The following is a 25,746-nucleotide window of genomic DNA, read 5'->3' on the forward strand; positions in this document are numbered from 1 at the left end:
AGAATGGCTTCCTGGGCCGCCGTTTCGACGCCGCCTTCGATCGCTTCCTCGGCCATGTCGTTTCTTATTCCTCGTGCGTCGTGGGGTTATCTACTTATCGGAAGGTGACGCGAGGGCGGTCAAGGCTTATCCCTGCGAGCCACACGCATGAACGCCCAGCCCCACGACACCGCCGCCATCGAAAGCCTGCTCGCCTTCTGGGCCGACGCGGGGGTGGACGCCTGTTTCGAGGAGGCGGCGGTCGATCGGACGATTGTCGTCGCGCCCGCCCTGAAGGCCGTGGCCAAGGCGACGGCGTCAGTCACGCCGGTCGTGGACATGGTCGATGCGACGTCGGACGCGCGCAGGCTGGCGAACAGCGCGGACACGATGGAGGCGCTGGCCGAGGCCGCCGCCAGCTTCAAGGGCTGCGAACTGATCGGGATGGGCGCGAAACAGTGCGTCTTCGGGCGCGGTGATCCGCATGCCCCGATCCTGATCGTCGGCGAGGCGCCCGGCGCCGAGGAGGACGCGGCGGGGGAACCCTTCGTCGGGCGCGCGGGCAAGCTGCTGGACAGGATGATCGCGGCGGCGGGGCTGACGGACAAGGTCTACATCACCAACACCGTCTTCTGGCGGCCGCCGGGCAACCGGACGCCGACGCCGCAGGAACAGGCGGTCTGCGCCCCCTTCGTGGAGCGAGCCTTCTTTCTGATGAAGCCGAAGGCGGTGCTGTTGCTGGGCGCGGCGGCGGCCAAGGCGGTGCTGAAGACCGACGAGGGCATCATGCGGATGCGTGGCCAGTGGCGCGAATGGCGGCTGGCCGAGGGCGACGTTTCGGCTCCCGTCATGCCCACCCTGCATCCCGCCTTCCTGCTGCGACAGCCCCAGGCCAAGCGTCAGGTGTGGGCGGACCTGCTGGAACTGGCCGTGAGGCTGGATGCCGCGCAAAAGCCGTAGACGCAGAGTTATTGAGTCCATGCCGCTGTTGTGATTGAGGGATTCACCGCATTGCGGCATACTTCTTGTTTGACGACCGATCGCAGACCGCGCGTGTGATCCCGAATCGAGACGGGAAACGCGCAGCACGAGGGGGCCGCCGCCTTGTTCAGTTTCCGCCGCCGCGTCCTTCGGGCGCCGACGCTCGCCTTTGTGATCGCGGCCGCATCGGCGGTCGCCCTGCCCGTCATGGCCGCGCCGGAACCTTACCTCTCCGCGGTCGCCGCCGAGGATGGCGAGCAGGGCATCCGCATCAGCACCACCGCCCTCTCGAACGCCGACCGCATGAGCTACACCAGCGCGTTCGACGCCCTGCGTCGCGGCGATCTGGAGACGGCCCGCAACTCCGCACGCCAGGCCGGCGACCGCGTGCTGCTCGGACAGGTCGAGTTCGAACGCCTGTTCCACCCCGACCACACCGCCACCTATGACGAACTGGCGGCCTGGCTTCAGGATTATGCCGATCTGCCCAGCGCCCAGCGGGTCTACGCCCTGGCCGAACGACGCCGCCCGGACGGCGCCGAGGCGCCGCGACGCCCGACCGGCGCCTATTTCAGCCGCGCCTGGGACCAGGTGGCGGCGGCCGGCGGCAACTCCGAGGCCGATCCCGCCAAGGCCGCCCGCGTCGCCCTGAACCGCGACGACCTGCAGGGCGCCGTGGCCCAGGGCGAAGAGATCGGCGACTGGTGGGTCGTGGGTCTGGCCGCCTGGCGGCTGGGCGACTACCCGCGGTCCTTCACGGCCTTCGAGCGCGTCGCCGTGGACCCGACAGAAGACAGCTGGACCCGCGCCGGCGCCGGGGTCTGGGCCGCCCGCGCCGCCGGTCAGATCGGCCGTCAGGACCGGATTCAGGAGTTCCTGACCCTGTCCGCCCGCTGGCCCGCGACCTTCTACGGCCAGATCGCCCTGCGTCAGCTGGGCCAGGAGCCGACGATCGTGAACAGCGGCGGTCCGACGCCCTACGAATCGGTCGCCCGCACCTCTTCGGTCAGCGACGGCCCCATCGGCGTCAATCAACGCGAGATGGACGAGTTCCTGAACAGCGACGCCCGCGCGCGGCGCACCGTCGCCTTCTTCGAGATCGGTCGCGCCGGCGACGCCCGGGACGAACTGCGCAACGGCCTGCGAACCGCCAGCGATCGCACGCGGCGCCTGTGGACCGGACTGGCGCGCGTGCTGGGCCCCCGTCTGGGCGGCGGCAGCGGCGGCGACACGACCCGGATCGACGCGGCCAACTATCCGATGCCGGAGATCGTCCCCGAGGGCGGCTGGACCCTTGAACGGTCGCTGGTCTATGCGATCGCCCGCAAGGAAAGCGCCTTCAACGCCCAGGCCCGTTCGCCGGTCGGCGCCTATGGCCTGATGCAGGTGATGCCGTCGACGGCGGCGGAGATGACGGGCGACCGGAGCTTCGTGTCCAACCCGCAGCGGCTGTTCACGCCCGCGACCAATGTCCGCATGGGCCAGACCTATGTGAACCGGATGCTGGCCCGCCCCGAGTTCCAGGGCGACCTGCTGCGCGCCGTGGCCAGCTACAACGCCGGGCCCGGTCCGATGCTCGACGCCCTGCGTCGGCTGGGTCCGGACGCCGACCCCCTGCTGCTGATCGAGACGATCGACGTGCCCCAGGCCCGCGAGTACGTCGAAAAGGTCGTGGCCGCCTACTGGATCTATCAGCGCATGACGGGCGGGCCGCTGAACACGCTCGACGCCGTCGTCGCGGGCCAGACCCTGGTGCCGATCAGCCTGGACTATGTCGCGCCGCCGCCCATGCCGCTGTCGACCGAGCCAGTTCAGGTGGCGTCGATGGCGCCGGTGGGGACACGCTGAGCCACGGGACGGATTGGACTCCGTTTTTCCGAGTCCAGAGAGTCCAATCGTTGACCACCGACGACAGGCAGCGCCAACAAGAGTCTGATTTATCTGGTTTTTTGTATAGACCGTCCTCGCGGCGGCCAAACACTCTACAAGATGCTGCCGACCAGAGAGGCGCACAGGCAGCAGCCGACCAGGATGAACACGCCGTAGGTCATCAGCGTCGGGCGGCGCTGGGCCTCCGGCGGCGTGACATTCGGGGCGGTCGGCGTCTGGGCGGACATGGTGTCTGGTCTCGGGTTCGATCGGGACCGTAACGCCGTTCCCTTAAGGGCCCGTTCGCAGGTCTCGTTAATCGGCAGTGATGCCGACCTAAGGCCGAACCGTGACGGCCAGTTCCGTCCACTCCAGGAAGTCCGGCTGCTGTAGCAACTCGGCAACATATGTGGCCGCCACGCCATCCACGTCGCCGTGGGCCGCCAGATTGATCTGGTAGTGGCGGAAGCGCGTGGCGACGGGCGTCAGGAAGGCGTCGGGGACCGACCATTCGCCGAACAGGTATGGACCGTCGGCGCCGAATCGTCCGCGCATGGTGCGGATGATCTCGACGAGGCGACGCACATCGTCGGCGACCGCCTCGCTGGTCGGCGGCGGCGCGCGGTCGGGACCTACCATGGTGTGGACGACACCTTGGGCGTCCGGTCCCATGCCGCAGTCGCTGCGCAGCCCCATGAAGGACGAATGCATCTCGCAGGCCACAGAACGCGCCAGCCAGCGGGCGTGGGCGTCGGCGGGCCAGAGCCGAACTTGCGGGTATCGCTCGGCCGCGAAGACCGAGATGGCCATGGAATCCCAGATGGTTTCGCCGTCGACCTTGAGCAGCGGCACCTTGCCGGACGGCGACACCCTGGCCAGTTCTTCCTTGTAGCCGGGGCCGTAAAGCTGGACCTCCGTGAGGGTGAACTCCGCCCCGCACCGCTTCAGCACCAGCCAGGGCCGCAGCGACCAGGTCGAGAAGGCGATGTTGCCGACGATCAATTCCACGGTCGTTCTCCCTGCGATGACGCCGACTGTCCTTGACAGATTCGGCCCGGAAAGCCTTTACCCGCGCCCATGATCACGCGCTATTCCCGCCCCGAAGCCGTCGCCATCTGGTCCAGCGAGACCAAATACAAGATCTGGTTCGAGATCGAGGCCCATGCCGCCACCAAGATGGCCGAGCTGGGCGTCATCCCGACCGAGGCCGCCGAGGCCATCTGGGCCAAGGGCGAGAACGCCGCCTGGGATTCGGACCGCATCGACGAGATCGAGCGCACGACCAAGCACGACGTCATCGCCTTCCTGACCCACGTCTCCGAGACGGTCGGCGAGGAAGCACGCTTCCTGCATCAGGGCATGACCTCGTCGGACGTGCTCGACACCTGTTTCTCGGTGCAGCTGGTGCGCGCCTCCGACCTGCTGATCGCCGGGGTCGACCGGGTGCTGGCGGCGCTGGAGGCGCGGGCGAAGGAGCACAAGTACACGCCGACGGTGGGCCGTTCGCACGGCATCCACGCGGAGCCGGTGACCTTCGGTCTGAAGCTGGCCGGCTATCACGCCGAGTTCCAGCGGGCCAAGCGTCGCCTGATCACGGCCAGGGAAGAGATCGCCACCTGCGCCATCTCCGGCGCCGTGGGCACCTTCGCCAACGTCGATCCGGCGGTCGAAGAGTATGTCGCCGACAAGATGGGCCTGCAGGTCGAGCCGGTCTCGACCCAGGTCACCCCGCGCGACCGTCACGCCGCCTTCTTCGCCGCGCTGGGCATCGTCGCCTCGTCGATCGAGCGTCTGGCGGTCGAGATTCGCCACCTTCAGCGCACCGAGGTCCTCGAGGCCGAGGAGTTCTTCGACAAGGGTCAGAAGGGCTCGTCGGCCATGCCGCACAAGCGCAATCCCATCCTGACCGAGAACCTGACCGGCCTGGCCCGTCTGGTCCGCTCGTCGGTCGTCCCGGCGATGGAGAACGTCGCCCTGTGGCACGAGCGGGATATCAGCCACTCCTCGGTCGAGCGCGGCATCGGCCCGGACGCGACCATCCACCTCGACTTCGCCCTGAACCGTCTGGCCGGGGTGATGGAGCGATTGCTCGTCTATCCGGAGAACATGCAGAAGAACCTCGACAAGCTGGGGGGCCTCGTCCACTCGCAGCGCGTCCTGCTCGCCCTGACGCAGCTGGGGCAGTCGCGCGAGGACTCCTATGCGGCGGTTCAGCGCAACGCGATGAAGGTCTGGCGCGGCGAGGGCAACTTCCTCGACTTCCTCAAGGAAGACCCCGAGGTCATCGTGCCCGACGCCGAACTCGAGGCCCTGTTCGACCTCGGCTACCACACCAAGCATGTGGACACGGTGTTCAGGCGCGTGTTCGGATAGGGCGTGCCTGAACCGATCCGCCTTAGTCCCAAGCTCGACGCCCGCCACTACGCTGCGGCGTTCCAGCGTGACGGCATGGTCCAGGTGCCGGACTTCCTGACGCCCGAGAGCGCCGACCGGCTCGAGGCGGCGCTGAAGACCGCGACGCCCTGGGGCCTGTCGCTGACCGATGCCGCCGGAAAGGGCGAGTTTCTGTCGCCAGAAGCCTTGCAGGCGCTGGGTCGCGACGGGGTGGCGGCGAAGGCACGCGGGGCCATGACCGCGGCCCGGACCGGGTTCGGGTTCAGCTTCCTGGCCTATCAGATCATCGAATCCTTCCTGGCCGGGCGGGAGCCGGGACACCCGACGCATGACCTGCTGCAACTGCTGAACAGCCCGGAGGCGCGGGATTTCTGCGCCGCCGTGGCGGGGGAAACCGGCATCACCAAGATCGACGCCCAGGCGACCCTGTTCCGACCCGGCGACTATCTGACCCTGCACAACGACACCGGCGTGGGCGAGCGGCGGGCGGCCTATACCTTGGGGCTGACACGCGACTGGCGCACGGACTGGGGCGGCCAGCTTCTGTTCCACGACGAGGCGGGCGACGTGCCGCGCGGGCTGATGCCGAGGTTCAACGTCCTGACCCTGTTCAGGACGCCGCAATGGCATACGGTCGCGACGGTCGCCCCCTATGCCGGGGCGCCGCGCCTGTCGATCACCGGCTGGCTGCGCGACGACAAGCCCTACATCGAACAGGGGCGGTGACGCTCAAACACGCCTTCGCGCCCTTCGCCGACGACCGGACCCGCGTCCTCGTCCTGGGCAGTCTGCCGGGCGACGCCTCGCTGAAGGCGGCCCAGTACTATGCCCATCCGCAGAACGGCTTCTGGCGACTGATCAGCGTGGCGATCGGTCGTGACCTTCACGCCATGGCCTATCCCGACCGGGTCGAGGCCTTGAGGGCGGCGGGCGTCGGTCTGTGGGATGTGATCGCCTCGGCGGAACGGAGGGGCAGCCTGGACGCCGCCATCCGGTCGCCCCAGGCGGCGGACCTGCGCGGGCTGATCGCCGGACTGCCGAACCTGAAGGCCGTCGCCTTCAACGGCGCGACGGCGGCGAAGGGCGGGCGCAAGATTCTGGCGGACGTCGAAGGGCTGACCCTGATCGACCTGCCCTCGTCCAGCCCGGCCCATGCGTCGCGAACTCTCGCGGAAAAGGCGGAAAGCTGGGCCATACTGAAAGACTTCGTCGCCGGAGACGCCTGAAGGCCGTGACGCCTGCGACGTTTTGGTCGCCATGCATCCTTTCGCGCTCCCACCCGTCTTTGCTCCGACGCCGCCGATCACAGGCGGTTCTCAGGAGAAGACGCCATGAAGACCCGCATGCTTACCCTTACCGTCGCCTCGGTCGCCCTGCTGGGCCTGGCCGCGTGCAACAACGGAGCCGAGACCGAAGCCCCCGCCGCCGAAGCGACCCCGGCCCAGACCGCGCCCGTCTCGACCGACCCGATGGTCGGCGGCGCCTCGATGAGCCCCAACGAAACGATCGTCGCCAACGCCGCCAAGGCCTCGAACCTGACCACCCTGGTCAGCGCCGTCCAGGCCGCCGGTCTGGCCGAGACCCTGTCGGGCCCGGGACCGTTCACGGTCTTCGCCCCTGACAACGCCGCCTTCGAGAAGGTGCCGGCCGCCACGCGCGAAGCCCTGATGGCGCCGGCCGGCAAGGCGGACCTGACCGAGATCCTGACCTATCACGTCGTCCCGGGCCGTCTGACCGCGGCCGATCTGGCCACCCAGGCCCAGGCCAACGGCGGCAAGGTCGAGCTGACCACCGTCGAAGGCGACACCCTGACGGTCAATGTGAATCCGGACGGCTCGGTCACCCTGACCGACCAGAAGGGCGGAACCTCGCGCGTGACACAGGCCGACGTCCTGCAATCGAACGGCGTGGTCCACGTCATCGATACCGTCGTGATGCCGGACTGAATTTTTCGGTGAACCCTTTTCGTCCTGCCGCATTTCATTAGCGCGCAAGACGCAAAAGACATCGGGTGAGGCTATCCCCCCAGCCCCCGATCAAGGAAGGGCCGCAGACCCCCCGCTGCGGCCCTTTTCCTTGTCCAGCGTCCAGGCGCGAGCAATCGCACCGTGGCGGACCAGCGGTGCGATCGAAAAGTCGCCGATGTGAAAACGGGGCGAGGTCGCCCGGGGGATTTACTCCCCGGCGCGGATCTGGTCGCGGGCCATGGAGGCCAGTTCGTCCATCTTGGAGCGGATTTCGCCCTCGGAGACGGTCAGGCCCGAGCCCTTGAAGTCGCCGGCGATCTTGCGGAACACGTCTTCCTCGCCCGGCTGTTCGAAGTCGGCGCGAACAACGGCCTTGCCGTACTCCTCGGCCGAATCGGGGCTCAGTCCCATCTTCTCGGCCGCCCACAGGCCCAGCAGCTTGTTGCGGCGGGCCATGGCCTTGAACTCTTGCTCCTGATCGAGCGCGAACTTGGACTCGAAGCCCTTTTCCCGATCATTGAAGGTCGTCATCAGTCGTCAGTCCATCCGTCGCGGGCCAGACAAGGAGGGGGCGCCGCCGGGCTGGTCTATGACCCGGCGTCAACGAACGCAACGGATAACGGCTCGCAGCCCCCTCCCGTCCACGGACTTTTCCGAGGTGTGGCTTCGGACCGTCATTTGTGTCGCAGGGCGCATTCCGCTAAGGACGGCCCGACCCATTTCCCGCCTAGCTCGAGACCGGATCGCGCCGCCCAGACGACACTCTGGCCGCGTGATTTCCGTTTTCAGGCGACGGCGCATCCCCATCCGGGACTTGTATGATGAATTCGAAGCGCAAGAAGATCTACGAAGGCAAAGCCAAGATCCTCTACGAGGGCCCCGAGCCCGGCACCCTGATCCAGTATTTCAAGGACGACGCCACGGCCTTCAACGCCCAGAAGAAGGCGACGCTGGAAGGCAAGGGCGTCATCAACAACCGCATCAGCGAGTTCGTGATGACCCGCCTGAACGGCATCGGCGTCACCAACCACTTCATCAAGCGGCTGAACCTGCGCGAGCAGTTGATCCGCGAGGTCGAGATCATCCCGCTGGAAGTCGTGTGCCGCAACATCGTGGCCGGCTCGCTGGCGACGCGTCTGGGCCAGGAAGAGGGCACGCCCCTGCCCCGCTCGATCATCGAATTCTACTACAAGAAGGATGAGCTCAACGACCCGATGGTCACCGAAGAGCACATCACGGCCTTCAACTGGGCCTCGACCCAGGAGATCGACGACATCCTGGCCATGACCCTGCGCGTGAACGACTATCTGTCGGGCATGTTCGGCGCCGTCGGCATCACCCTGGTGGACTTCAAGATCGAGTTCGGCCGGGTGTGGGAGAACGACTTCGCCCGCGTCATCCTGGCCGACGAGATCAGCCCGGACAGCTGCCGCCTGTGGGACACGGCGACCGGCGAGAAGATGGACAAGGACCGGTTCCGCCGCGACCTGGGCAATGTCATCGAGAGCTATACCGAGGTCGCCAAACGCCTCGGCATCATGAAGGACATGCCGACCGTGATTCAGGGGGGACTGCACTGATGGCCAAGGTCAAGGTTCACGTCTTCCTGAAGCCCGGCGTGCTGGACGTTCAGGGCAAGGCCGTCGAAGGCGCTCTCAAGGGTCTGGGCTGGGCCGGCGTCGCCGACGCCCGGGTCGGCAAGCTGATCGAGTTCGATCTTGAAGGCGTGGACGATCCCGCCGCCGAGGCGAAGAAGATGTGCGAGACCCTGCTGGCCAACACGGTCATCGAAAGCTACCGGGTCGAAGTGGCGTGAACGACGGCGCCAAGCTCGCGCTTGGCTGCCTCTTAGCAATCGTTGCTGCGCCCATCGGCGTCATCTTGCTGCTGATGGTCATTGGTCGATTGCTCGGGCTGGGCGAGACTACCGTCTCGAATCAGGCTCGTTACGACAACCAAGCTAGGGACGCGGCCTTGGTAGTGGTCCAAGAGGGCGGCGGCGGCGCTGGGGGTTGGACGACGACCTCGTTCAGAATTCAGCATCGAGGCCTGGACCGAGAGATCGCAATCCATCCCGGCTGGTCTCAAGTCTCGCCTGTCTGGGCTTCGGAGCGCGAAGTCCTAGTGTGCGATGGTCTGTTGGACGAGGCTATCAAATCCATCGATATCGGTGACGCCTCGTTTGTTTTGAGAAACGACTGCGACGCGATTGATGTATCTCGCACAGAGGAACCCTAGTCTTCGGTGTGGATTTTCTCGCGAGCGACGCAGGAGCGACCGATGGCCTTCACCCTGACCTCCAACGACTTCAAGGACGGCGACGTCCTGCCGGACGCCCAGGTGCAGGCGAAGGGCAACCGGTCGCCGCATCTGGCCTGGTCAGGCGCTCCGGAAGGCACCAGGTCGTTCGCGGTCACCCTGTTCGATCCGGATGCGCCGACGGGCTCGGGCTTCTGGCACTGGACCGTGGCCAACATCCCCGCCGACGTCAGCGAGCTTCCGGCGGGCGGCCCCGCGCCGTCAGGCGCGGTCGAAGGACGAACCGACTATGGCGCGCCGGGCTTCGGCGGGGCCGCGCCGCCGCCCGGACACGGTCCGCACCGCTACATCTTCACCGTCTTCGCCGTGGACACCGACAAGCTCGAGGTCACGCCGGACAACTCCGGCGCGGTGTTCGGCTTCAACCTGCATTTCCACACCCTGGCCAAGGCGTCGATCACGGCGACCTACGAGAACAAGGGCTGATGCGGACGACGCTGCATGGGCTCGGATTGCATTTGCCCGAACCCGTCGCGGCGGCCTGACATTCGGTCCGAACCCTGCTACAGGGCCGCGCCATGAGCGCAGCCGTCATCGTCTTCCCCGGTTCCAACTGTGATCGGGACTGCAAGGTCGCCATCGAACGGTCGACCAACGAGCGGGTCGAGATGGTCTGGCACCAGGAGGCCGAACTGCCGTCGGGTCTCGACCTGATCGTGCTGCCGGGCGGTTTTTCCTACGGCGACTATCTGCGTTGCGGAGCGATGGCGGTACAGTCGCCCGTGATGCAGGCGGTCAAAAAGGCCGCTGACAATGGCGTGGCCGTGGTCGGCATCTGCAACGGCTTCCAGATCCTGTGCGAGGCGGGAATGCTGCCGGGCGCGCTTCTGCGGAACGCCGGGCTGAAATACGTCTGCAAGCCGATCAGCCTCGAAGTGACCAACGGACAGACCCGCTTCACTGCCGGCTATCAGGGCCAGCGCGAGGTGGTCATGACCCAAGGCAACGGCGACGGAAACTATTTCGCCGACACCGAAACCCTCGCCCGGATCGAGGGCGAGGGTCAGGTGGTGTTCCGGTATGTGGATAATCCGAACGGGTCGGTCGCCAATATCGCGGGCATCCAGAATGCGCGCGGCAATGTGCTGGGCCTGATGCCGCACCCGGATCGCGCCTTCGAGGCCGAGTTGGGCTCCGCCGACGGCGCGACCCTGTTCCGGTCGATCTACGCGGCGGCTTAAGCCGCGTCAGGCGAACCCTGGACGGTGGTATCGCGGCGCAGAGCGTCGCCATCGACGTCGTCATCCTCTTCCGTGCCGGGCTCGACGTCCTCGGTGACCACGCCGCCCGGATCGCGCTGGGCGGCCAGTTCGCGGGCGCCCACGCCCAGACCCTGTTCGATGGCCAGATTGGCGTCGACCTCGTCGGTCTCGAAGTGAGGGGTCTCTTCGGGGGTCTTGGTCGGATCGGTCATGACGGTCTCCTTGAAATGGGTGTGTGCAGGTAGCGGACACGGAGCCGGGCGGTTCCGGTGAACCAAGCGCGGCCATATGCGTAATGTCGGTATGAGCACCTCTTTGAACGGCGGTCAGTCCGCCGCCGCCCCGGACACGATGCGATCAACACGGCGTCTCGCTGTCTTCGCCTGCATGATTTTCGCTGTGGTCATCGGCCAGTTGCAGCAGCTGGCCAACCTCGGCCAGACGCCGGCTGAATTCTCGGCCGACAGCGACGCGACGCTCAAGGTCGTCGGCTGGGCCTTCGCGATCTGGGGGCCGATCTATCTTGGGCTGATCGTCTATGCGGTGCGGCAGTTGCTGCCGAAGACGCATGAGACCGAGATGCTACGCGCCTTCGGCTGGCCGTCCGTTCTGGCTCTGCTGGGGATCGGCTGGTGGATTCTAGCGGCGGCCTGGGATCTGGAGGTCGCCACCATCGTGCTGATTTTCGGGTCGCTGATCGTGTTGCTTATCCCGCTGCTGAGGAAGGCGGACGCCATCCGCTCGCTGTCGAACAAGGATAGGGACCGGTGGATGACGGTCTGGCCGCTGGCGGCGCTGGCCGGCTGGCTGACGGTGGCGGCGCCGGTGAACCTGCTGACGGTGGCGACCGGGAATGGGGACCTGCCAGCCGCCCTGCCGCCGACGGCCTGGGCGCTGATCGCGGTGGTCGCGGCGGCGGGCATGGGTCTGCTGGTCACGTGGCGGACGCGGGTGCTGGCCTATCCGCTGCCGATCGCCTGGGGGCTGTTGGGCGTGTTCGTGGCAGAGCAGGCCAAGGGCAATGCGGTTCTGGCGTTCGGAGCCCTGGCCGCCTCGCTGGTCGTGCTGGGCGGCAGCCTGGTGATCACGTTCGGGCTGCGGCCCAAACGCTAAAAGGGGGTCAGACCCCCTCGCCGTCCACGCCTTCCTCATCGTCTTTGTCGCCGAGCGGTAGAATGTGGTTTTCGGCGTGGCGGCCAATCCGTTCTGCCAGACCCGAGGCGCCGGCGTCATCCGCGGCGATCTCAGGGGCGTCGATGTCGTCGGGGGTCGCGGCGGGATCGATGGGGAGGTCGGTCATGGCGGGCTCCGGTGAAGCGTTGCATCAGAACAGCGATCCGCGCGCACAACTGTTCCAGTCGGGCTGACAGTCGGGCCGATCACCGCTATGAGGCGCGGCCATGAGCGCTCCCGAAAAGACCATGGCCGAACTGGCCGCCGAATACGGCCTGAACCCCGCCGAATATCAGGTGGTCCTCGACCGGCTGGGGCGTGAGCCGAACCAGCTGGAGCTGGGCGTCTTCTCGGTGATGTGGTCCGAGCATTGCTCCTACAAGTCGTCGAAGATCCACCTCGGCAAGTTCCCGACCAAGGGACCTCGCGTCATCTGCGGGCCAGGCGAGAACGCCGGGGTCATCGACATCGACGACGGCGACGCCTGCATCTTCAAGATGGAGAGCCACAACCACCCGTCCTTCATCGAGCCCTATCAGGGCGCGGCGACGGGCGTGGGCGGGATCATGCGCGACGTCTTCACCATGGGCGCGCGCCCCGTGGCCCTGCTGAACGCCCTGCGGTTCGGCGACATCGGGCATGAGAAGACCAAGCGGCTGGTCAAGGGTGTCGTCTCGGGCATCGGCGGCTACGGCAACTGCGTCGGCGTGCCGACGGTGGCCGGCGAGACCAACTTCCACGCCGGCTACAACGGCAACATCCTGGTCAACGCGATGTGCGTGGGCCTGGCGAAGGCGGATGCGATCTTCTACTCGGCGGCGCCGGGGCCGAACATGTCGGTGGTCTATTTCGGCTCCAAGACCGGCCGCGACGGCATCCACGGCGCGACCATGTCCTCGACCGAGTTCGACGACGAGTCGGAGTCCAAGCGCCCCACGGTCCAGGTCGGCGATCCGTTCGCCGAGAAGCTGCTGATCGAGGCGACGCTGGAGCTGATGGCCTCGGGCGCCGTGGCGGCGATCCAGGACATGGGCGCGGCGGGCCTGACCTCGTCGTCGGTCGAGATGGCCGGCAAGGGCGGCGTGGGCATTGAGCTGAACATGGACGCGGTTCCCCAGCGCGAAACCGGCATGTCCGCCTATGAGATGATGCTGTCGGAAAGCCAGGAGCGGATGCTGGCGGTGCTGAAGCCGGATCGCGAGCAGGACGGCTATCGCATCTTCGAGAAGTGGGGCTTGGACGCGGCCGTCATCGGCATGACGACCGAGACCGGCCGTCTGATCCTGAATCACCACGGCGAGGTCGTGTGCGACGTGCCGCTGGCGCCGCTGTTCGACGACGCGCCTCTGTACGACCGTCCGTGGGTCCAGCCGGAGTTGCATCCGCGCCTGTCGCCGGGCGAAGTGCCTGCGCCGACGGTCTGGGAAGACGCGGTGCTGAAGGTTCTGACCTGCCCCGACATGGCGTCCAAGCGCTGGATCTGGGAGCAGTACGACCGCCACGTCATGGCCGATACGCTTCAGGACTCGGCCACCGGCGCAGACGCGGGCGTGGTGCGGGTGCACGGGACGGACAAGGGACTGGCGGTCACCTCGGACTGCACCCCGCGCTACGTCCAGAACGACCCCTACGAGGGCGGAAAGCAGTGCGTGGCCGAGGCATGGCGCAACCTGACGGCCGTCGGGTCGCTGCCCATCGCCATCACCGACAACCTGAACTTCGGCAACCCGCAGCGGCCCGAGATCATGGGCCAGATCGTACGGGCGATCGACGGCATGGCCGAGGCCTGTCGCGAGCTGGACTTCCCGGTCGTGAGCGGGAACGTCAGCCTCTACAACGAGACCAACGGCGTCGCGATTCCGCCGACGCCGACGGTCGGGGCCGTCGGCCTGCTGACCAACTACGACGTGGTGACCGGCTTCTCGACCATGGAGACGGGGGATACGCTGGTCCTGATCGGCGAGACCCACGGTGAACTGGGCGCATCGATCTATCTGCGCGAGGTGCTGGGCCGCGAAGACGGCGCGCCGCCGGCAGTGGACCTGAAGCTGGAGCGCAAGACCGGCGACTTCATCCGCGCCGAGATCGAGGGCGGGCGACTGACCTGCGTGCACGACCTCTCGGACGGCGGGCTCATCGGCGCGGCGGCGGACCTGGCCCTGGCGTCGGATTGCGGCGTGGTTCTGGACGCGTCGAGCGCGACCCACGCCCACGTCCTGCTGTTCGGGGAAGATCAGGCCCGCTACCTGGTCGCCGTGCCCAACCCGCAGGAGGTGCTGGCGGCGGCGCGCGAGGCGGGGCTGCATGCCTCAGTCGTCGGCCACGCGAAGGGCGACGCCTTCGCCTCGACCGATCTGTTCAGCATCCCGCTCAAGCATCTGCGGGAAATCCACGAAGGCTGGATGCCCGGCTGGATCGAGGGCTGAGCCCAAACGAAACCGGGCCGCCCTTTCGGACGGCCCGGCTGGACGTCAGTCCTAATGGACGGACCTAGTTCGACTCGGAGATCAGCAGGGTCGCGGACGCGGCCTGACCCACAGCGCCGACCCAGATGTCGTAGGAGCCGCTCGCCGGGCGACCCCAGGTCAGGATCGGATTCAGGCCCTGTGCATCGTCGTTGCAGTACCAGCGGCCGTCCGGGCCGTTGATGATCAGGCTGGTGTCGCCGTTGGAGACGACGCCGAAGCTCAGCGGGAACGAGCCGGCCGTGTAGGTGAACTCATAGTCCGGCGCGCTGGCGATCATGCCGGTGCAGGCGCCGCCGAGACGCGAGGCGTCGACCGAACCGCCCGAATAGATGCTGACCCGGATCGGGTCGGGGGTGAAGCCGGCGCGGGCGCGCATGCCGCCCGAGGTGGCGGGGGCGCTGGGGTTCTGGGCGGCGGCGGAAGTTGCGGCGCAGGCCATCAGGGCGGCGGCCACGGCGGAGGCGAGAAGCACGGTACGCATGGGCTGGTTTCCTTGTGGTTTCTTTGATTTTGACGGACGTGGCGGGCGGGCTCCGGGAGACAATCTGACCTCGAAAGTCAGGCCCGGCATCATCAGTCCGGATGAAGGCGGCCGCCGGTTTCAGGCGGCCGAAAGCGATACGGTCGGGGCAACCGCGCTCTTCGCGGTGACGATCAGGACGCCCACGGCGTCGAGACTCAGACGGCTCATCATTGGCTTCCCCTCCCGCAGTCAACAGCCCCCGCCGTCTTCGCGTAACATGACTCCGCAGGGCCGGACCTTACAACCCTCTTATTTCTGACGGCCGCCCTCGCCTCCTGTCACATGGACGGAGTATTCAGACGGCCACGCCGGAGATCGCCATGTCGCTGTTCCTGTCCCGCCGCCTGCTCCTGACCGGCCTCGGCGCCGGTTCGGCCGCCGCCGCCCTGCCGCGCGAAGGTCTGGCGCAGGCCGTGTTCGACGAGATGCCGTTCCAGCTGGGCGTCGCCGCCGGCGATCCGCTGCCCGACGGCTTCGTGATCTGGACGCGTCTGGCCCCGCGACCGATGGAGCCCGGCTACGGCATGCCGCGTCAGGCGATGGCGGTGACCTGGGAGGTCGCCGCCGACGCCGGGTTCGGCACGATCGTGCGCTCCGGCGAGGCCATCGCCCGGCCCGAGCTGGGCCACTCGGTCCATGTCGAGGTCGAGGGACTGGAACCCGGCCGGCCGTATTTCTATCGCTTCCGCGTGGGGTCGGAGCGGTCGGGTATCGGTCGCGCCAAGACGGCGCCGGTCGCGGGCGCGCCCCTGGCCCAGGTGAAGTTCGGCGTCGCGGGCTGTCAGGCGATCGAGAGCGGCTACTATACGGCCCACCGCAAGATGGCGGCCGAGGACCTGGATTTCGTCTTCTTCTACGGCGACTACATCTACGAGGGGCGCGGCAACCGCATCTATGGCGGGACCTCGACCGAACAGAACCTGCGCGTCCATCAGGGCGGAGAGGTCTATTCCGTCGACGACTACCGACGTCGCTACGCCCAGTACACGATGGATCCCGACCTGCAGTCGGCACGCCAGTCGGCGGCCTGGTTCGCGGTCTGGGACGACCACGAGGTCGACAACAACTGGGTCTCCGACATCGATCAGGAAGGATCGCCGGCCGAGGTCTTCCTGCTGCGGCGGGCCGCGGCGATGCAGGTCTTCTACGAGCATATGCCGCTGCGTCGGTCGTCCTTCCCGCGCGGATCGACGATGCAGCTCTATCGCAAGGCGACCTATGGCGATCTGCTGGATGTGCATCTGCTCGACACCCGTCAGTACCGGTCGGACCAGCCCTGCGGTGACCGGTTTAACGCCGGGTGTTCGGACATCGACTCGCGCGAGGCCGAGGTGCTGGGCGAGGCGCAGCAGGCCTGGCTGTTCGACGGGCTGAACCGGTCGCAGGCGAAGTGGCAGACGTTGGCGCAGCAGATCATGGTCATGGATCTGGATCGCAACACGGGCGACGACTATGGCGTAAACCCGGACAGCTGGGCCGGATATCGCGTGCCGCGCGCGAGATTGCTCAACCATATCAAGGAACGGCGCATCGACAACGTCGTGGTCCTGACCGGCGACGAACACCAGAATTTCGCCGGGGAGCTGTTCGTCGACGGGCGCAATCCCGAAGGCGAGCCGGTCGCCACCGAGTTCGTCGGCACCTCGATCAGCTCGGGCGGCGACGGGGTCGATCAGCGTCCCGACACGGTCCGGATCCAGGAACTGAACCCGCAGCTCAAGTTCCACAACGCCCAGCGTGGCTTCCTGGTCTGCACCGTGACGCCGGACCGCTGGCAGACCGATTTCAAGGTGCTGGATCAGGTTCAGGATCGCCGGGGCAATCTGACGACGCGCCAGTCGCTGGTGGTCGAGGCAGGGAGCGCCCGGATCGTCAGCGCCTGATCGCCGGGTCCCCTGCGATGATGCCCGCCAGGGAATCGACGGCCAGATCGCGGGCCAGGGCGGCGGGCGCATCCAGCATGGGCTTCAGGGTCCCGCCGATCAGGCCGTCGGCGAAAGCCATATAGGTCGCGGTCAGGACGATGGCCCGCGCCTTCTCACGAGCCTCGGTCCCTCCGCCGCCGACATCGGCGACCCGGTCCGCCAGATCGCGGACGACCTGGGCGAAGCTGTCGGCGCGGTCCATCTCTCTCGCCAGGGCCATCCAGGCGGCCAGCTGAGACGCCCCGCCTGCAGCGAAGGCGTCGAACACGACGTCCAGCAAGGCCCCGGATCCCCAGTCCTGGGGCTGCAGGGTCGCCAGGCCCGCCGTGACCTGGTCCGCCAGGTCGCGAACCATCCGGTCCATCAGCGCGCCCTGAAGCCCCGCCGCCGAGCCGAAATGATGGATCAGATTGGCGTGGCCGACGCCCATCTTCTCGCCGACCGCCTTCAGCGTGACTGCCGAAGGGCCGGCGGCGAGCAGCAGCTCGCGCGCGGCGTCGAGCGCCTGCGAGCGAGCAGTGTCACCGCTCCGACGCCTTGTCGGCTGATTAGTTGACATTGATGTCAGTTATCCTATCTTGTCGGCAGAACGAAAGGATCACGCCATGGCGACCCATTCCACTCCGCTCGATCTCGAGATCAAGCCTCGCGCCCTGCATATGGACTCCGAGGCCCCGACGCCACGCTGGTGGCTGGGCGGCGACCCGGTGGCGACCGCAGTGCTGAACGCCCTGTCGCTGACCTTCCCCGAGGGCGAGCGGTTTTTCATCCAGTCGGTGAAACGGTTCGCCAAGGACGCGCCGCCGCGGCTGGCCGCCGACATCCGCGCCTTCACCATTCAGGAAGGCGCCCACACGCGCGAGCACATGGCCTTCAACGCCATCACCGAGCGGTCCGGCTACGCCGTCGCCGAGGTGGAGGCCTATGCCAATCGCCGGCTGGACATCGCCCGCAAACGGCCGCCGCTGGCGCAACTTGCGGCGACCATGGCGCTGGAGCATTTCACGGCGGCGTTCGCGCATCGGATGCTGGCGGATCCGCAGTTCCTGGCCGGTGCGCCGCCTGAACTCGCTCGCCTGTGGCGTTGGCACTCCATCGAGGAGATCGAGCACAAGGGCGTGGCCTATGACGTCTTCATGCATGCCACGCGCGATCTGTCGGAGTGGAAGCGCTGGGGCATCCGGCGCTGGGCGATGCTGCTGACCACCCTGCTGTTCACCCGGACGCTGCGGGACACGACCCTGATGCTGCTGGCGCAGGACGGGATCACCGGCCTGAAGGCGCGCTGGGGTCTGTTCCGGTTCCTGTGGCTGAAGCCGGGCCTCTATCGCCGGATGCTGGGGGACTACCTGGCCTTCTATCAGCCGGACTTCCATCCGTGGCAGGTGGATGATCGCAATCTGATCGCGGCGGCCGAGGCGGATCTGGGGTTGGCGCAGGCGGCGTAAAACGGCGCCGGCGTGCGGCGACGTGTGGGGCAGACGGGTGAAGCGCGATGAGGCACAGTCGGCGGACATCAGACCGCCCCGAGACCTTACGATGACACCCGACCGCATCGCCGTGCTTCTTTGCCTGCCCCTCATGCTCGCCGCGTGCGACGGCGGCGGCGACCCGGTGGATCAGGCGATGCGCGAAGCGTCGACCAAGAACCAGGCGGCGACCGTGGTCGAAGGGACGGTATCGGGGCCCGAGGATCATTCGACGCATGGCGCTGTCGTCGCAGCCGGCCCCACGGCCGGAGATCAGGCCTTCGCCGCCTCCGAGGCCGAGATGCACCGGCTGATGGCCGCCGCGTCGGGCGAGACGATCGATCAGGCCTATATCGCAAAGATGATCGCCCACCATCAGGGCGCGGTGGCCATGGCCGAGGTGGCGCTGCGCGACAGCCGCGACCCCGACGTGCGCCGCATGGCCCGGACGGTGATCGACACGCAGACCCGAGAGATCGCGGAAATGCGCGCCTGGCGGCCAGCCGGAGCGCCCTGATCGTCAGTCGTCGGCGAGGAAGGCCCTGAGGCCCTCTCTTCGGCCGTCGAACAGCCGCGCGACCAGGGCATCGACCTCTCCGGCCAGATAGTCTCGTCGTTCGATCGCGGCGTGGTAGCGCTGGCGACCGTCGTCGCGTTCGGAGCGGACCGCGCCCTTGCGCATCAGACGGCCGAGCAGGGTCTTGATGGTGGCGTCGCCCCAGGCCTGTTCGGCGCGAACCGCCTCGATCAGCGAGGCGAAGGACAGGGGACCGTGACGCCACAGGGCGGCCAGGATCACACTCTCCGCCTCGGTGACCGGGATCGTCATCGATCAGGCCCGCAGGACGGCGCGATCCACGCGCGCCTCGACGATCCAGTGACAGACCACGCCGACGACGCCGACGAGCAGGCCCAGGACCACGAGGAATGTCGCCTCGGCCAGGCCGGGCGCGAGAATCTGCATCGTCGGGGCTCCGACCCGAGCCATGGCGATGAACCACAGCAGGGCATTGTAGGTCGCCCCAAGAAGACCCAGCAGCGGCGCGCCCAGACGCAGGGCCGACAGATAGGCGGAGCCTCCTGTCAGATGAGAGCCGGTGGCGACCTTGCGGATCGTCACGACCACCGCCGCAATCGCGGCGACCACGAGGGCGAGGATGATCGCCTTAATGGAAGGGGCGGCTTCGAAGAAGATCGTGACTGGCGTGAGGCTCTGCGCCAAGGCCACGTCCGGAACGATCAGGAGGGCTGCGGCGGACAGAATCGGAAGCGAACGCGAAGCAGGCATGGCTGTCTCCTTGGACTACGTTTGTAGGCCAGAAAGATTACATGCGTAATCGCGGCAGTCAACAGCCCCGCTTCAGGCGGCGGTCGGGATGTGCTGGCTGAGGCGACCGCCGACGCGGATGGGCTCGACGCGGGTGGCGAGGCCGGTCTTGTCGTCGGTCTCGACATAGACGCCGCAGATGGTGGCCGGGCCGCTGGCGGGGTTGTAGCGACCGCCCGAGACGCGGGTGGTGAAGCGCCGCAGGGGCTCTTCCTTCTCGTTGCCGATGACGCTGTCATAGTCGCAGCAGCCGCCGGCGTCAGTCTGATAGGCCGTGCCGCCGGGCAAGATCTGGCAGTCGGCGGTCGGGACGTGGGTGTGGGTGCCGACGACGAGGGAGGCGCGGCCGTCGCAGAAATGGCCCATGGCCATCTTCTCGGACGTGGCCTCGGCGTGCATGTCGACGATGACGGCGTCGGCCACGAGGCCGAGCGGGGCGGCGTTCAGTTCGCGGTCCACGGCGCCGAACGGGTCGTCCTGGGGGTCCATGTGGACGCGGCCCAGCACGTTCATGACCAGGACGGTGCGGCCGGTATCGGTCTCGAACAGGTTGGCGCCGGCCCCGGGGGCATCCATCAGCCGGGGATAGTTGGCCGGGCGGATCAGGCGCGGCTCGCGCACGATATAGGTCAGGGCCTCGCGCTGGTCCCAGGAGTGGTTGCCGAGCGTCAGGCAGTCGGCGCCGGCCATGAACAGCTCTTTCGCCGTGTTCTCGGTGATGCCGAAGCCGCCGGCGGCGTTCTCCGCATTGACCACCACGAAGTCGAGCTTGAGCACCCGCTTCAGGCCGGGGAGGTGGTCGGACAGGCCGTCGCGACCGGACTTGCCGATCACATCGCCGAAGAAGGCAAGACGCATGAGGAGTTAGACCTTTCGGGCGGCGGTATAGCCGACCTCGGTCAGAACGCCATGCAGGCGGACATCGTGCGCGTCCATCGGCAACCGGGCGACGCGCTGACCGTCGAAGGCGAACCCGATCCGGATCACATCCGGCCGCGCCCCGAAGGTCCGGTCGTAGTAGCCGCCCCCCTGCCCCAGCCGCCCGCCGAAATCGTCGAAGGCCAGCAGGGGCGTGACGATCAGATCGGGATCGACGACCTCCGCCAGCGGCAGAGGCGCGGGACAGCCGGCGGCGTCCATTTCCAAGGGCTCGCCGGGAGACCAGCGGCGGAAGATCATCGGGGCGTCGCGTTCCAGCGCGACCGGCAGGCAGAGAGCGCGGCCACCATCCAGCAGCGCGTGGGCGAGCGGTTCGGGGTCCAGCTCGGATCCCATGGCGCGATAGACGGCGACGAGTTTTGCGGACGGAAGTCTGTCCGCGTGCGACGCCGCCCGCTCGGCGGCGAGCGGTTCCATCGCGGCCAGCCTGCGGCGGGTCGCTCGGGCTTCGGCGCGAAGGGATGGCTTGTCCGGAGGGGTCAGACGCTGGTCCGGGCGTTCTTGTCGTAGGTCAGGATGACCACGAGGACATAGACGACGAACTCCGCGAGCATTGCGCCCCAGACCCAGGTGGCTTCGCGAAACAGATTGCCTGTCGCGAGCATGGCCACGATGAAGAGGCCAGTCGCGGCCCAGCCTTCCCAGCTCGCCGGAGAAGCGCCCCAGCCGAAGCGCTTTGGACCGAACCAGGCGCGTTTCATGGCGTCATCCCCGCGCGCGACCCAGGTCAGCGCCGATCAGCGCTCAAGCAGCGAGCGACCGCGTCGCGAGCGGTAGCGCCCAAGGAGAGAAGGTTGGCGGCGCCGTAAGAGCCGTGAAGGACGGTTTGAATCCTCTCGAGCCTGGGTAGCCAGGTGGGCTCCGCGTACCCGACCCCACGAGGTCAGACAGGGGCAGATCCCTTCGAGTGAATTAAGGCCGCGAGGATATGTTGCCTTCGACGAGAGCCACAGCATGACCCGCCGTGGGTGAAGATAGGCGCTGACGCAGGGTGGGGCAATGGGCAGCCGTGTCTCCTCCCTGTCGCGCAGCGATGGGGAGGTGGCAGCGAGCTCTTGCGAGCTGACGGAGGGGGCGACACGGCGGCTGAAGTGAGGGTTGGCGAGTGCGAAATCGGCGCTGCCCGGTCGCCCCCTCCGTCGCGGCGCTGAAGAAGCGCCGCGTCACCTCCCCATTCGCCAAGCGGCGAACAGGGAGGAGATCGAGGTCACAAGAGCGACGCGATCTTCTCGATACGCGCCGCGACAGCGTTGAGGGCTTCGGCCACGCCGGTGTCGGACAGCGGGGCGGAGGTCGCGCCGGCGGGGGTGACGGCTCCGCCGTTCATGCGCACCTCATGCAGCTCGTCGGCGAGGACCAGAGCGGCCATCAGGAACAGGCGGATGTCGCCGACATGGCCCACGTCCCCGGCGACCTGGCGCACATGGACGTCGAACTGTTTGGCCAGGATGCGGACCCGCTCCTCCTGCCCGTCGGCGCAGCCCACGGCGTAGGGGCGTCCGTTGATCTCGACGGTGACGGTGGCCATCAGTCGTCGTCCCGGGCAAGGATGTCGCGCACGGCCATGGCGGCGGCGGCGAGGGCGGCGGAGGCGTCGCGCCCGGCGGCCTCCAGTTCGGCGATACGGCGATGCTCTTCCGGCCCGGCAGGGGTGGGGATGGCGAACAGGTCGTCGTCGGCCACGCGCGGGGCGGTGGCGGGACGCGCCTTCAGCTCCAGCACCTTGCGTTCCAGCAAGGCGAGGGCCCGGTCGATCCTGTCGCGCGCAACTGTCGAGGCGTCGGCCATCGTTTCCTCCAGATTTCGTATAGAACCCGCCGTGACGCCGGGGTAAAGCGGCGCGCCTCCCTTTTCCGCCCCCAGACGAAAGGTCCGCCCGTGGCCAAAGCCTCCGACGCACCCGAAAAAGCGACCCCTCAGATGATGGCGGACGCCATTCGCGTCCTGGCGATGGACGGGGTGGAGAAGGCCAACAGCGGCCACCCCGGCATGCCGATGGGCATGGCCGATGTGGCGACGGTGCTGTTCTCGAAATTCCTGAAGTTCGATGCGAGCCGGCCGGACTGGGCCGACCGCGACCGCTTCATCCTGTCGGCCGGGCACGGCTCGATGCTGATCTACGCCCTGCTGCACCTGACGGGTTACAAGGCGGCGACCGGCGAACAGTTGTCGAACTTCCGCCAGTGGGGCTCGAACACGGCGGGTCACCCCGAGTACGGCCACATGCCGGGCGTGGAGACGACGACGGGTCCGCTGGGCCAGGGTCTGGCCAACTCGATCGGCTTCGCCATGGCCGAGCGGCATCTGGCGGCGAAATACGGCGACGACCTCGTCGACCACCGGACCTGGGTCATCGCGGGGGACGGCTGTCTGATGGAAGGCGTGTCGCAGGAGGCGATCGCCCTGGCGGGTCGCTACAGGCTGAACAAGCTGACGGTCCTGTGGGACGACAACGAGATCACCATCGACGGCAAGGTCAGCCTGTCGGACGCGGTGGACCAGAAGGCGCGCTTCAAGGCTTCGGGCTGGGCGGTGAAGGCCGTTGACGGTCACGACATGAAGGCGATCAAGTCGGCGCTGCAGTGGGCGACCCGTCAGGAAAGGCCGACGCTGATCGCCTGCAAGACGAAGATCGGCAAGGGCGCCGCTACCATGGAAGGCAGCCACAAGACCCACGGCGCGGCGCTGGGCGCGGCCGAGATCGCGGCGACGCGTCTGGGTCTGGCCTGGAACCACGAGCCGTTCGTGATCCCGGAGAATATCGACAAGGCCTGGAAGAAGGTCGGCAAGCGCGGATCGAAAGACCGCAAGGCGTGGGAGGCCCGTCTGGCCGCCTCGTCGCAGGCGGCGGACTTCACCCGCGCCATGAAGGGCGACCTGCCGGAAGCGGCGTTCGACGCCCTGAACGCCGGCATCGCCCAGCTGGTCGTCGACAAGCCGGCGCAGGCGACGCGTCAGGCCTCGGGCGCCGCGCTCGACGCCCTGTTCGCCGCCGTGCCGGAAATGGTGGGCGGCTCGGCCGATCTGACCGGATCGAACAACACCTTCGTCAAGGGCACACCGATCTTCGACGCGCCGTCCTATGAAGGGCGCTACGTCAACTGGGGCATCCGCGAGTTCGGCATGGCGGCGGCCATGACGGGGATGGCGCTGCACGGCGGGATCATCCCCTACGGCGGCACCTTCATGGTGTTCTCGGACTACAGCAGGAACGCCATCCGCATGGCGGCCTTGATGGGCATTCGCGTGATCCACGTCCTGACGCACGACTCGATCGGACTGGGCGAGGACGGTCCGACGCACCAGCCGGTCGAGCATCTGGCGGCGCTGCGGGCGATCCCCAACCTGCTGGTCTTCCGCCCCGCCGACACGGTCGAGGCGTTCGAATGCTGGCAGCTGGCCCTGCAGCACAAGGCGACTCCGTCGGCCATGGCCCTGTCGCGCCAGAAGACGGCGGCGGTGCGGGTGACGGCGTCGGACGAGAACCTGTCGGCGCGCGGCGCGTATGAACTGCGGGCCGCCAACGGCGAGGCGAAGGTCACCCTGTTCGCGACCGGGACCGAGGTGCCGCTGGCGCTGAAGGCTGCCGAAATGCTGGAGGCCGAAGGGTCGCCGACGCGGGTCGTGTCGGTTCCCTGCTTCGAGCTGTTCGAACAGCAGGACGCCGCCTGGCAGGCCTCGGTGATCGGCCGGGGCACGGTGCGCGTCGCCTGCGAGGCCGCGATCAAACAGGGCTGGGAACGGTTCATCGGCGAGGACGGCGCCTTCATCGGCATGACCGGCTTCGGCGCCTCGGCCCCGGCGGAGGTGCTGTACCGCGAGTTCGGCATCACGACGGACGCCATCGTGGCGGCGGCGAAGGCCCGCCTCTGATGAGCCGTATCGGCGCGGTCAGCCTGCTGGTCCGCGATTATGACGAGGCCATCGCCTTCTATGTCGGCAAGCTGGGGTTCGACCTCAGCGAAGACACCGACATGGGCGGCGGCAAGCGCTGGGTGCGGGTCACGCCGAAAGGCGGCGAAACCTCCATCCTGCTGGCCCGCGCGACGACCGAGGCGCAGTTCGCACAGGTCGGCGATCAGGCGGGCGGCCGGGTCTGGCTGTTCCTGGAGACCGACGACCTGTTGCGCGACCACGCCGCCTGGCTGGCCGCCGGGGTCAGGTTCCGGGAGGCCCCGCGACACGAAACCTATGGCAAGGTGGTGGTGTTCGAGGATCTGTACGGCAACGGCTGGGATCTGATCGAACCGGCCAGTTGACCGGAGCCGTCTCGTCCGCGCGTCGTCAGCTCTGGTAAGGTGGATTGAGTCTGGAAAGCGGATGAAGCTCTTCCAATGACGGGCGCATCAGGCGCACGATCGGCGCGACACTGGATCGGGACAACCATGACCTTCGAGACGAACCCTCTTCGAGCCCTTGCAGGCGCGGGTCTCGCCGCCCTCCTTCTGATGTCGTGCAAACCGGCGGCGACCGCGCAAGCACCCGCGGATGACACCCAGTCGTCGCCGGGCGCGGTCGCCTTCGCCGACACGCCGCCCCTGTCCGCCACGGTCGCCGCTGCGCCCCGACTGGTGGGCGACAGCGCTCAGGTCGCGGCGATCAATGCCGATCTGGCTCTGATCGACGCCATGGCGAAAACCAGCACTGCCGAGTGCGAGGGCGGCGGCTTCAGCCGCACGGTGACCCAGCCCATGACCGGCCCCGGCTATGTCACCTACATGATCTCCGACGAATACGAGTGCGGCGGCCCCTATCCGTCCACCACCCAGACGCCCGTGACCTACGACCTGACGACCGGCCGTCGGGTCGACTGGACCCGGACGCTGTCCGCCTGGGCCGTGACCGTCGACGACACGACCGACGTGCCGGCTGGATCGGTCGGCTATCTGCATTCCCCGGCGCTGGCGCGCTGGTACAGCGCCAGGATGCTGGCGAGCACCGACCAGGAGTGGCTGGCCGAGTGTCGCGACGTCTTCGATCCCGAGCAACTGAACCAGAGCGGCTTCCTGGTCTGGGCCGATGCCGGAACCAGCGGCATCGCCGTCTCGCCGCAACTGCCGCATGTCGTCCAGGCCTGTGGCGAAGTCGCCTCCCTGACCGCCGCGGACATGCAGGCCGCCGGCGTTCCCGCCGCGATGATCGCGGCCATCACGACAGCCGGCGAGGGTCGAAACTGGCTGCCGTATCAGGAAGGCGTCTGACGCCCGGACG

General features: G+C 67.7%; 33 protein-coding genes. 19 read left to right on the forward strand and 14 right to left on the reverse strand.

The features are described 5' to 3' along the window. Positions 1 to 147: 147 nt before the first annotated feature. Both ACQY68_RS14125 and ACQY68_RS14130 read left to right on the forward strand, forming a co-directional pair. Positions 148 to 939: a uracil-DNA glycosylase gene (locus tag ACQY68_RS14125; RefSeq protein WP_428150164.1), complete on the forward strand. Its 792-nt coding sequence runs from the start codon at positions 148 to 150 to the stop codon at positions 937 to 939. A 144-nt stretch (positions 940 to 1,083) separates the two neighbouring features. Continuing rightward, the gene (locus tag ACQY68_RS14130; protein WP_428150166.1) at positions 1,084 to 2,808 is read left to right on the forward strand and encodes a transglycosylase SLT domain-containing protein; all 1,725 of its coding nucleotides are present in this window, start codon (positions 1,084 to 1,086) and stop codon (positions 2,806 to 2,808) included. 134 nt (positions 2,809 to 2,942) lie between these two features. Here the strand turns inward: ACQY68_RS14130 and ACQY68_RS14135 are convergent, their stop codons facing one another. Both ACQY68_RS14135 and ACQY68_RS14140 read right to left on the reverse strand, forming a co-directional pair. After that, positions 2,943 to 3,077, reverse strand: coding sequence for a hypothetical protein (locus tag ACQY68_RS14135; protein WP_428150167.1), 135 nt, complete (start codon positions 3,075 to 3,077; stop codon positions 2,943 to 2,945). Between the two features lie 88 nt (positions 3,078 to 3,165). Further along, positions 3,166 to 3,837 carry a glutathione S-transferase gene (locus ACQY68_RS14140; RefSeq protein WP_428150168.1) on the reverse strand — a complete coding sequence of 224 codons (672 nt, stop codon included), beginning with the start codon at positions 3,835 to 3,837 and terminating at the stop codon, positions 3,166 to 3,168. 69 nt (positions 3,838 to 3,906) lie between these two features. On the opposite strand from ACQY68_RS14140, the gene purB reads away from it, so the two are divergent. The 4 genes from purB to ACQY68_RS14160 all read left to right on the forward strand — a co-directional run bounded on the left by purB (position 3,907) and on the right by ACQY68_RS14160 (position 7,169). Next, positions 3,907 to 5,202: an adenylosuccinate lyase gene (gene purB / locus ACQY68_RS14145; RefSeq protein ID WP_428150169.1), complete on the forward strand. Its 1,296-nt coding sequence runs from the start codon at positions 3,907 to 3,909 to the stop codon at positions 5,200 to 5,202. Between the two features lie 3 nt (positions 5,203 to 5,205). Further along, complete coding sequence (locus ACQY68_RS14150; RefSeq protein ID WP_428150171.1) at positions 5,206 to 5,949, forward strand: 2OG-Fe(II) oxygenase; 744 nt, start codon at positions 5,206 to 5,208, stop codon at positions 5,947 to 5,949. Further along, entirely contained in the window at positions 5,946 to 6,449 is a 504-nt protein-coding gene (locus tag ACQY68_RS14155; protein WP_428150172.1) for a DNA-deoxyinosine glycosylase, read from the forward strand. Before ACQY68_RS14150 ends, ACQY68_RS14155 begins: the two co-directional genes overlap by 4 nt. 105 nt (positions 6,450 to 6,554) lie before the next feature. Then, positions 6,555 to 7,169, forward strand: a complete 615-nt coding sequence (locus ACQY68_RS14160) for a fasciclin domain-containing protein (RefSeq protein ID WP_428150174.1) — start codon at positions 6,555 to 6,557, stop codon at positions 7,167 to 7,169. Between the two features lie 228 nt (positions 7,170 to 7,397). On the opposite strand, the gene ACQY68_RS14165 is transcribed toward ACQY68_RS14160, so the two are convergent. After that, positions 7,398 to 7,721: a DUF1476 domain-containing protein gene (locus ACQY68_RS14165; protein ID WP_428150176.1), complete on the reverse strand. Its 324-nt coding sequence runs from the start codon at positions 7,719 to 7,721 to the stop codon at positions 7,398 to 7,400. 290 nt (positions 7,722 to 8,011) lie between these two features. Here ACQY68_RS14165 and purC point away from each other — a divergent pair, with 290 nt between their 5' ends. From purC to purQ, 5 genes are all read left to right on the forward strand, one after another. Next, entirely contained in the window at positions 8,012 to 8,770 is a 759-nt protein-coding gene (purC, locus tag ACQY68_RS14170) for a phosphoribosylaminoimidazolesuccinocarboxamide synthase (protein WP_298160490.1), read from the forward strand. Then, positions 8,770 to 9,006: a phosphoribosylformylglycinamidine synthase subunit PurS gene (gene purS / locus ACQY68_RS14175; protein WP_428150177.1), complete on the forward strand. Its 237-nt coding sequence runs from the start codon at positions 8,770 to 8,772 to the stop codon at positions 9,004 to 9,006. The genes purC and purS overlap by 1 nt, the downstream gene beginning before the upstream one ends. Further along, positions 9,003 to 9,428: a hypothetical protein gene (locus ACQY68_RS14180; RefSeq protein WP_428150179.1), complete on the forward strand. Its 426-nt coding sequence runs from the start codon at positions 9,003 to 9,005 to the stop codon at positions 9,426 to 9,428. The genes purS and ACQY68_RS14180 overlap by 4 nt, the downstream gene beginning before the upstream one ends. A 42-nt stretch (positions 9,429 to 9,470) precedes the next feature. After that, entirely contained in the window at positions 9,471 to 9,935 is a 465-nt protein-coding gene (locus ACQY68_RS14185; RefSeq protein WP_428150181.1) for a YbhB/YbcL family Raf kinase inhibitor-like protein, read from the forward strand. A gap of 92 nt (positions 9,936 to 10,027) precedes the next feature. Then, positions 10,028 to 10,690, forward strand: coding sequence for a phosphoribosylformylglycinamidine synthase subunit PurQ (purQ, locus tag ACQY68_RS14190; protein WP_428150182.1), 663 nt, complete (start codon positions 10,028 to 10,030; stop codon positions 10,688 to 10,690). Here the strand turns inward: purQ and ACQY68_RS14195 are convergent. After that, positions 10,687 to 10,923 carry a hypothetical protein gene (locus tag ACQY68_RS14195; RefSeq protein WP_428150184.1) on the reverse strand — a complete coding sequence of 79 codons (237 nt, stop codon included), beginning with the start codon at positions 10,921 to 10,923 and terminating at the stop codon, positions 10,687 to 10,689. The two genes, purQ and ACQY68_RS14195, sit on opposite strands and share 4 nt — an antisense overlap. A gap of 91 nt (positions 10,924 to 11,014) precedes the next feature. Here ACQY68_RS14195 and ACQY68_RS14200 point away from each other — a divergent pair, with 91 nt between their 5' ends. Beyond that, positions 11,015 to 11,824, forward strand: coding sequence for a hypothetical protein (locus ACQY68_RS14200; RefSeq protein ID WP_428150186.1), 810 nt, complete (start codon positions 11,015 to 11,017; stop codon positions 11,822 to 11,824). A gap of 7 nt (positions 11,825 to 11,831) precedes the next feature. Here ACQY68_RS14200 and ACQY68_RS14205 read toward each other — a convergent pair whose 3' ends face one another. After that, positions 11,832 to 12,011 carry a hypothetical protein gene (locus ACQY68_RS14205; protein WP_428150187.1) on the reverse strand — a complete coding sequence of 60 codons (180 nt, stop codon included), beginning with the start codon at positions 12,009 to 12,011 and terminating at the stop codon, positions 11,832 to 11,834. Between the two features lie 100 nt (positions 12,012 to 12,111). On the opposite strand from ACQY68_RS14205, the gene purL reads away from it, so the two are divergent. Further along, positions 12,112 to 14,310 carry a phosphoribosylformylglycinamidine synthase subunit PurL gene (purL, locus tag ACQY68_RS14210; protein WP_428150188.1) on the forward strand — a complete coding sequence of 733 codons (2,199 nt, stop codon included), beginning with the start codon at positions 12,112 to 12,114 and terminating at the stop codon, positions 14,308 to 14,310. Positions 14,311 to 14,374: 64 nt separating this feature from the next. On the opposite strand, the gene ACQY68_RS14215 is transcribed toward purL, so the two are convergent. Continuing rightward, positions 14,375 to 14,833 (reverse strand): peptidase S1, encoded by a 459-nt coding sequence (locus tag ACQY68_RS14215; RefSeq protein ID WP_428150189.1) that lies wholly within the window; start codon positions 14,831 to 14,833, stop codon positions 14,375 to 14,377. A 362-nt stretch (positions 14,834 to 15,195) separates the two neighbouring features. Between ACQY68_RS14215 and ACQY68_RS14220 the strand changes: the two genes are divergently transcribed. Next, positions 15,196 to 16,758 (forward strand): alkaline phosphatase D family protein, encoded by a 1,563-nt coding sequence (locus tag ACQY68_RS14220; RefSeq protein ID WP_428150190.1) that lies wholly within the window; start codon positions 15,196 to 15,198, stop codon positions 16,756 to 16,758. On the opposite strand, the gene ACQY68_RS14225 is transcribed toward ACQY68_RS14220, so the two are convergent. Then, complete coding sequence (locus ACQY68_RS14225; protein WP_428150191.1) at positions 16,748 to 17,359, reverse strand: TetR/AcrR family transcriptional regulator; 612 nt, start codon at positions 17,357 to 17,359, stop codon at positions 16,748 to 16,750. The genes ACQY68_RS14220 and ACQY68_RS14225 overlap by 11 nt on opposite strands. Before the next feature lie 46 nt (positions 17,360 to 17,405). On the opposite strand from ACQY68_RS14225, the gene ACQY68_RS14230 reads away from it, so the two are divergent. Both ACQY68_RS14230 and ACQY68_RS14235 read left to right on the forward strand, forming a co-directional pair. Continuing rightward, entirely contained in the window at positions 17,406 to 18,248 is an 843-nt protein-coding gene (locus ACQY68_RS14230) for a metal-dependent hydrolase (protein ID WP_428150193.1), read from the forward strand. 91 nt (positions 18,249 to 18,339) lie between these two features. Then, the gene (locus ACQY68_RS14235; RefSeq protein WP_428150196.1) at positions 18,340 to 18,786 is read left to right on the forward strand and encodes a DUF305 domain-containing protein; all 447 of its coding nucleotides are present in this window, start codon (positions 18,340 to 18,342) and stop codon (positions 18,784 to 18,786) included. Between the two features lie 3 nt (positions 18,787 to 18,789). Here ACQY68_RS14235 and ACQY68_RS14240 read toward each other — a convergent pair whose 3' ends face one another. The 7 genes from ACQY68_RS14240 to ACQY68_RS14270 form a co-directional block, all read right to left on the reverse strand. Next, positions 18,790 to 19,098, reverse strand: coding sequence for a BlaI/MecI/CopY family transcriptional regulator (locus tag ACQY68_RS14240; protein WP_428150197.1), 309 nt, complete (start codon positions 19,096 to 19,098; stop codon positions 18,790 to 18,792). Between the two features lie 3 nt (positions 19,099 to 19,101). Further along, complete coding sequence (locus ACQY68_RS14245) at positions 19,102 to 19,557, reverse strand: MotA/TolQ/ExbB proton channel family protein (protein ID WP_428150200.1); 456 nt, start codon at positions 19,555 to 19,557, stop codon at positions 19,102 to 19,104. Positions 19,558 to 19,629: 72 nt separating this feature from the next. After that, positions 19,630 to 20,454, reverse strand: coding sequence for a TIGR00282 family metallophosphoesterase (locus tag ACQY68_RS14250; protein WP_428150202.1), 825 nt, complete (start codon positions 20,452 to 20,454; stop codon positions 19,630 to 19,632). A 6-nt stretch (positions 20,455 to 20,460) separates the two neighbouring features. Continuing rightward, positions 20,461 to 20,952 carry a 5-formyltetrahydrofolate cyclo-ligase gene (locus tag ACQY68_RS14255; protein ID WP_428150204.1) on the reverse strand — a complete coding sequence of 164 codons (492 nt, stop codon included), beginning with the start codon at positions 20,950 to 20,952 and terminating at the stop codon, positions 20,461 to 20,463. Between the two features lie 62 nt (positions 20,953 to 21,014). Next, a complete protein-coding gene (locus tag ACQY68_RS14260; protein WP_428150205.1) occupies positions 21,015 to 21,236 on the reverse strand; it encodes a hypothetical protein in 222 nt (73 codons plus the stop codon). A 506-nt stretch (positions 21,237 to 21,742) separates the two neighbouring features. Continuing rightward, positions 21,743 to 22,063 (reverse strand): cell division protein ZapA, encoded by a 321-nt coding sequence (locus tag ACQY68_RS14265; protein WP_428150206.1) that lies wholly within the window; start codon positions 22,061 to 22,063, stop codon positions 21,743 to 21,745. Further along, positions 22,063 to 22,323: a hypothetical protein gene (locus ACQY68_RS14270; protein WP_428150207.1), complete on the reverse strand. Its 261-nt coding sequence runs from the start codon at positions 22,321 to 22,323 to the stop codon at positions 22,063 to 22,065. Before ACQY68_RS14270 ends, ACQY68_RS14265 begins: the two co-directional genes overlap by 1 nt. A 135-nt stretch (positions 22,324 to 22,458) precedes the next feature. Between ACQY68_RS14270 and tkt the strand changes: the two genes are divergently transcribed. The 3 genes from tkt to ACQY68_RS14285 all read left to right on the forward strand — a co-directional run bounded on the left by tkt (position 22,459) and on the right by ACQY68_RS14285 (position 25,736). Beyond that, positions 22,459 to 24,408, forward strand: a complete 1,950-nt coding sequence (gene tkt / locus ACQY68_RS14275; protein WP_428152675.1) for a transketolase — start codon at positions 22,459 to 22,461, stop codon at positions 24,406 to 24,408. Next, positions 24,408 to 24,794 (forward strand): VOC family protein, encoded by a 387-nt coding sequence (locus ACQY68_RS14280; RefSeq protein ID WP_428150209.1) that lies wholly within the window; start codon positions 24,408 to 24,410, stop codon positions 24,792 to 24,794. The genes tkt and ACQY68_RS14280 overlap by 1 nt, the downstream gene beginning before the upstream one ends. Positions 24,795 to 24,920: 126 nt before the next feature. Continuing rightward, entirely contained in the window at positions 24,921 to 25,736 is an 816-nt protein-coding gene (locus ACQY68_RS14285) for a hypothetical protein (protein ID WP_428150210.1), read from the forward strand. The last annotated feature ends 10 nt before the right edge of the window (positions 25,737 to 25,746 follow it).

This window comes from Brevundimonas sp. (assembly GCF_965278935.1).
In the GTDB taxonomy this organism is placed as follows: Bacteria; Pseudomonadota; Alphaproteobacteria; order Caulobacterales; family Caulobacteraceae; genus Brevundimonas.

Coding starts and splice junctions, on each gene's coding strand:
- ACQY68_RS14125 (WP_428150164.1), top strand. CDS start 148: ATGAACGCCCAGCCCCACGACACCGCCGCCATCGAAAGCCTGCTCGCC.
- ACQY68_RS14135 (WP_428150167.1), bottom strand. CDS start 3,077: ATGTCCGCCCAGACGCCGACCGCCCCGAATGTCACGCCGCCGGAGGCC.
- purB (WP_428150169.1), top strand. CDS start 3,907: ATGATCACGCGCTATTCCCGCCCCGAAGCCGTCGCCATCTGGTCCAGC.
- ACQY68_RS14160 (WP_428150174.1), top strand. CDS start 6,555: ATGAAGACCCGCATGCTTACCCTTACCGTCGCCTCGGTCGCCCTGCTG.
- ACQY68_RS14165 (WP_428150176.1), bottom strand. CDS start 7,721: ATGACGACCTTCAATGATCGGGAAAAGGGCTTCGAGTCCAAGTTCGCG.
- purC (WP_298160490.1), top strand. CDS start 8,012: ATGAATTCGAAGCGCAAGAAGATCTACGAAGGCAAAGCCAAGATCCTC.
- purS (WP_428150177.1), top strand. CDS start 8,770: ATGGCCAAGGTCAAGGTTCACGTCTTCCTGAAGCCCGGCGTGCTGGAC.
- ACQY68_RS14185 (WP_428150181.1), top strand. CDS start 9,471: ATGGCCTTCACCCTGACCTCCAACGACTTCAAGGACGGCGACGTCCTG.
- purQ (WP_428150182.1), top strand. CDS start 10,028: ATGAGCGCAGCCGTCATCGTCTTCCCCGGTTCCAACTGTGATCGGGAC.
- ACQY68_RS14195 (WP_428150184.1), bottom strand. CDS start 10,923: ATGACCGATCCGACCAAGACCCCCGAAGAGACCCCTCACTTCGAGACC.
- ACQY68_RS14200 (WP_428150186.1), top strand. CDS start 11,015: ATGAGCACCTCTTTGAACGGCGGTCAGTCCGCCGCCGCCCCGGACACG.
- ACQY68_RS14205 (WP_428150187.1), bottom strand. CDS start 12,011: ATGACCGACCTCCCCATCGATCCCGCCGCGACCCCCGACGACATCGAC.
- purL (WP_428150188.1), top strand. CDS start 12,112: ATGAGCGCTCCCGAAAAGACCATGGCCGAACTGGCCGCCGAATACGGC.
- ACQY68_RS14215 (WP_428150189.1), bottom strand. CDS start 14,833: ATGCGTACCGTGCTTCTCGCCTCCGCCGTGGCCGCCGCCCTGATGGCC.
- ACQY68_RS14220 (WP_428150190.1), top strand. CDS start 15,196: ATGTCGCTGTTCCTGTCCCGCCGCCTGCTCCTGACCGGCCTCGGCGCC.
- ACQY68_RS14225 (WP_428150191.1), bottom strand. CDS start 17,359: ATGTCAACTAATCAGCCGACAAGGCGTCGGAGCGGTGACACTGCTCGC.
- ACQY68_RS14230 (WP_428150193.1), top strand. CDS start 17,406: ATGGCGACCCATTCCACTCCGCTCGATCTCGAGATCAAGCCTCGCGCC.
- ACQY68_RS14235 (WP_428150196.1), top strand. CDS start 18,340: ATGACACCCGACCGCATCGCCGTGCTTCTTTGCCTGCCCCTCATGCTC.
- ACQY68_RS14240 (WP_428150197.1), bottom strand. CDS start 19,098: ATGACGATCCCGGTCACCGAGGCGGAGAGTGTGATCCTGGCCGCCCTG.
- ACQY68_RS14245 (WP_428150200.1), bottom strand. CDS start 19,557: ATGCCTGCTTCGCGTTCGCTTCCGATTCTGTCCGCCGCAGCCCTCCTG.
- ACQY68_RS14250 (WP_428150202.1), bottom strand. CDS start 20,454: ATGCGTCTTGCCTTCTTCGGCGATGTGATCGGCAAGTCCGGTCGCGAC.
- ACQY68_RS14255 (WP_428150204.1), bottom strand. CDS start 20,952: ATGGAACCGCTCGCCGCCGAGCGGGCGGCGTCGCACGCGGACAGACTT.
- ACQY68_RS14260 (WP_428150205.1), bottom strand. CDS start 21,236: ATGAAACGCGCCTGGTTCGGTCCAAAGCGCTTCGGCTGGGGCGCTTCT.
- ACQY68_RS14265 (WP_428150206.1), bottom strand. CDS start 22,063: ATGGCCACCGTCACCGTCGAGATCAACGGACGCCCCTACGCCGTGGGC.
- ACQY68_RS14270 (WP_428150207.1), bottom strand. CDS start 22,323: ATGGCCGACGCCTCGACAGTTGCGCGCGACAGGATCGACCGGGCCCTC.
- tkt (WP_428152675.1), top strand. CDS start 22,459: ATGGCGGACGCCATTCGCGTCCTGGCGATGGACGGGGTGGAGAAGGCC.
- ACQY68_RS14280 (WP_428150209.1), top strand. CDS start 24,408: ATGAGCCGTATCGGCGCGGTCAGCCTGCTGGTCCGCGATTATGACGAG.
- ACQY68_RS14285 (WP_428150210.1), top strand. CDS start 24,921: ATGACCTTCGAGACGAACCCTCTTCGAGCCCTTGCAGGCGCGGGTCTC.